Here is a 3,500-nt window from a genome sequence, read left to right as displayed (position 1 = left end):
GTTTCTGTGGAATCTGATTTGTCCGATATGTTGCTGTTTGCCCTGATCAAACGGGTGTGATCGGGAGAAGCGTTGCTGTGGGTGGGATGCCGATCTCGCGCGGCGTTTGCCCGGTTGGTGTGGTGATGTCGGCCAGTCGCTCGAGGAGCTGGTCGAGAGCGGTTTGCCCGTCGTCGACCGCGGCGCGTTCATCGTCGGTGAGCGGGATGGATGACAGCATGCGCTGCAGGTTGTCCTTGGCTTCCAGTATTTGGGCCTTGCTCGATGCCTTGGGTGTGTAGAAATCGCAACGGGCGCAAGCCATTCGGTGTGGGCACTGTTCGAAGAAGCTGTAGGTGCAGAAGCCGTGGCCGAGATCGAAATATTGCCATGGCTCTCCAGCTGCCGCTGCTCCGCTGGTCACGGCGTCGCGGTCGACGAGGACTTCGATCGTGCGGACGTTGCGGGCAAAATATCCTGCGTCGCTGTAGGCCCTGGCCAGCGTGTTCGGCGTGATCCTGGCGTATCGCTGAGTGGCATCGGGGGTCCGGTGTCCGAGCCATTCCTGCAACTCGAACAGCGTCATCGGCTCTTTGGCGTTATAGAGCTGGCTGGCGATCGTGGACCGGGCGCGGTGGCTGGTGATGGTGCCGCGGACGTCGGCGTTCGGGATGGCAGCCCGGCGGCAGAGCATCGGGATGATCGTGTTGTTGATGTACTGCTTGGCGACTCGACGTGCCCGGTGGGCGAATAGAAAGTGCACGCGCTCACCGGTTTTCGGGTCGAGCACCGCTGGTTGGCGGGACCGCAGGGCCTGCCATGCCTCGATCGCCTGCCCTAACAAGGGGTCGACGGGTTTGGTGAACGCAGTGCCGGTCTTGTGGATGGGGATGTCCAGCAGGCAGACCGCGTCGCGGGCCAGAACCTCGGCGGAGTCACCGGGAATGGGCATCCCGTTGTGCTGCCAGCGAATACAACCCACCCGCAATCGCGCGATCTCATCGCTGCGCTGCCCGGCGAACAGCCAGGTCAGCGTGATGGCGCGGATCAATTCCATCGGGTAGGTGCGCCCGTCTGCGGTGGGCAGGTCGGCGGGTTCGATGCTGAGCCCGGCCCACAGCAGTTTGGCCCAGATGTCGTCGGCGATCACACGCGGGTCGGGTCCCAGCAGTGCCGTGACGCTGCGTGGAGTGCCCAGGGCCTGGACCGGATCGAATCGGCGAGGAATCCATTCCCATTCCTGGCAGTCGCGGAAGAAGGTGCGCGTCATGCCCAGATAGCCCGACTTCGTCTGCGGTGCAAGTGGTTGACCGAGACGGTTCTGGGATCGCATTCCGTCTGTCCATTGCGCGTAATCGCCGACCGCCATGCGGTCGACGGCCGCCACCCACGACGCGCAGAGCTGCCGGTTCCATTGCCCCGGTTCGACGATGTCGGGATGTTCGGCGGCCAGCCAGCGGCCAAGCTTGGCCAACACGCTGCGATAACCAGCACGGACCTTCGGGGTGAGCGTCGAAGTCGCGGCCCAGCGGTCGACCCATTGCGCCCAGGTGACGGCCGTGCCTTCGATCGTGACCGGCCCGTCGCCGTGTTTGGGTGCCGACGGCGGCTCGGCGTAGCCGAGCGCGGCGAGGGCGCGATGGATGCCGTAGAAATCCTTGGCGAGGTTCCCGGTCATTGCGGGATCGGCGCGGATGCGGACGAGAGCCTCGGTGGACAGGTCCTCCAGCAGCGGGCTGCGGTTGAGCAGCAGCATCTGGCAGATCACCAACGTGAGATGGTCGGCGCCGCGGTGATACCCCCACTCGGAGAGCACCTGACAGATCCGGCGAACTGCATCATCGACCAGGTCCGGGCCGAAGACTCGCCGGGCCAGCGCGAGGCGTTTGAAGCCCCCGAGCCGGTCGAAAGCAACGAAATCGCCCAGCAGATAGGCGTAGGCGATCACGAAAGGCCGTGCGTTGGGGCCGATCTGGCCCGGCCAGGCCCGCCGAAACGCGGACCCTTCGGTCTGGATCAGATCCGCCCAGTCCTGTGTCGACCACTGCCAGAACGCCCGTCCGAGCGTGCCGCAACGCACCAACACGATCCCGGCGGCATCGCGTGCGAACCGTCGTTGGTGGCGATCGTCGCGCGACCAGCGCAGCGCCGCACTGGCGTCTGCCAGCGGCCTCACCAGCCGCCCGATATCGGCCCAGGCGGCGGCGTCCAGAGTAGTTCCGCTGCAACGGAACTGGTCGAAATCTTCGGCGAACCTGCTGAGCCGCTCGATTTCCTCGGTGGTGAGCCGACCGTGACGCTGGTAGCGATCCGGATTAATCGGCCAAGGCCAGCCAGGAGCTGGGGTCGGCGTGGTGGCGGCCAGCGATGGCAGTGCGGTCACCGAGCCGCCGTTTCTGTCGACTGCTCGCTGACACGGGCCAGCATCTCCACACGCCAAGCGTGGATCTGGTCCATGCCCATGGCGAGCTTGTCGGCGAGATCCCGGCCGGACAGGTGGATGTAGGTGAGCGTCGACTCGGTGCTGCGGTGCCCAGCAAATCGGGCAATGGCATGTAACTCCCAACCCATCCGAGCCAGGTCGGTCAAACACAGATGCCGGGTCGTATGCGTGGAGAAGCGCGGCAGATCGGCAGCCAGGGCAATCCGACGAACGACCTTCGACCAAGTCCACAACGTCAACGGCTGCGCCAGATTCCGGCGGGACTCGGACAAGAACAGCGGACCACGAGCCCGGCTGATCGTCGCCCGGTGCGCCAGATATTCCGACAACAGCACTCCCGTCGGCGCCGAATACGGCACCACCCGCTCCAGCCGGTTCTTCGTCACCTCCGCGCGCACTCGCAGCGTGCGCCGGCCCGGATCGAGATCCTCGGTGCGCAGCGAGCACAGTTCCTCACGCCGCAACGCCGCGCCAGGGCGAGCATCACACGATTGCGGACCGGTTCCCCGGCGGCTACTTCCAGCAGCGCCAGCCACTGCTGTTCGGTCGGTATCCACGGCAATTTCGTCATCCGTGGGACCAACCCTCGCTGCTGACCGCCGCGACGGCCGCGCGGCGTATAGCGGCCCCGCCCAACGGGATTGGATTCCCGCAGCCCTTCCTCGATCAAGAAATCGTAGAACAGCCGAACCGGAACGATCCGCTGCTGAATCGTGGCATTGGCCAGACCCGACCCCGAATCGATCGACACGACATTCACGCCACGATGGCTGGGCCGCTCGGTCAGCTCACGCACGAACATGGCGACATGCGCCCGGCTCGCGACGACCGGATCGACACCGACTCGCTCACACACGAGCAGATACTCCGCGAGGCCGCGCGCGTAGGCGTCGATCGTCCGGGGCGCTCGCCCGAGATCCACCCACACCCGCAACCACTCGGCCGCCCGCGCGTGCCGACCCAACACCGGCCACTGATCCACCACCCTTGCACCGCTGTCGAATCCCATTGCCCTAGTTCGTGGTCAGAGCAGTGGGCGGATGTGTCCAGAGTCAGATTCCAAGTAACTGATAGGCAG

At 65.4% G+C, this 3,500-nt stretch carries 3 protein-coding genes; all 3 read right to left on the bottom strand.

Annotated elements, in window-relative coordinates:
- Positions 1–46: 46 nt before the first annotated feature.
- Genes ABZW16_RS43450 through ABZW16_RS43440 form a run of 3 tightly spaced genes read right to left on the bottom strand, consistent with a single transcriptional unit; the run spans position 47 to position 3,431 of the window.
- A complete protein-coding gene (locus tag ABZW16_RS43450) occupies positions 47–2,362 on the bottom strand; it encodes a tyrosine-type recombinase/integrase (protein ID WP_354962008.1) in 2,316 nt (771 codons plus the stop codon).
- On the bottom strand, positions 2,359–2,886 hold the full coding sequence (locus ABZW16_RS43445; RefSeq protein ID WP_354962007.1) for a site-specific integrase: 528 nt from the start codon (positions 2,884–2,886) through the stop codon (positions 2,359–2,361). Before ABZW16_RS43445 ends, ABZW16_RS43450 begins: the two co-directional genes overlap by 4 nt.
- Positions 2,805–3,431, bottom strand: a complete 627-nt coding sequence (locus ABZW16_RS43440; RefSeq protein ID WP_354962006.1) for a hypothetical protein — start codon at positions 3,429–3,431, stop codon at positions 2,805–2,807. The genes ABZW16_RS43445 and ABZW16_RS43440 overlap by 82 nt, the downstream gene beginning before the upstream one ends.
- Between the last annotated feature and the right edge of the window lie 69 nt (positions 3,432–3,500).

Origin of the sequence: Nocardia sp. NPDC004604, assembly GCF_040609795.1 — a bacterium.
Lineage (GTDB): Bacteria > Actinomycetota > Actinomycetes > Mycobacteriales > Mycobacteriaceae > Nocardia.
Note: the sequence above shows the minus strand (reverse complement) of the source record. Positions and strands in the feature narration are given on the sequence as shown.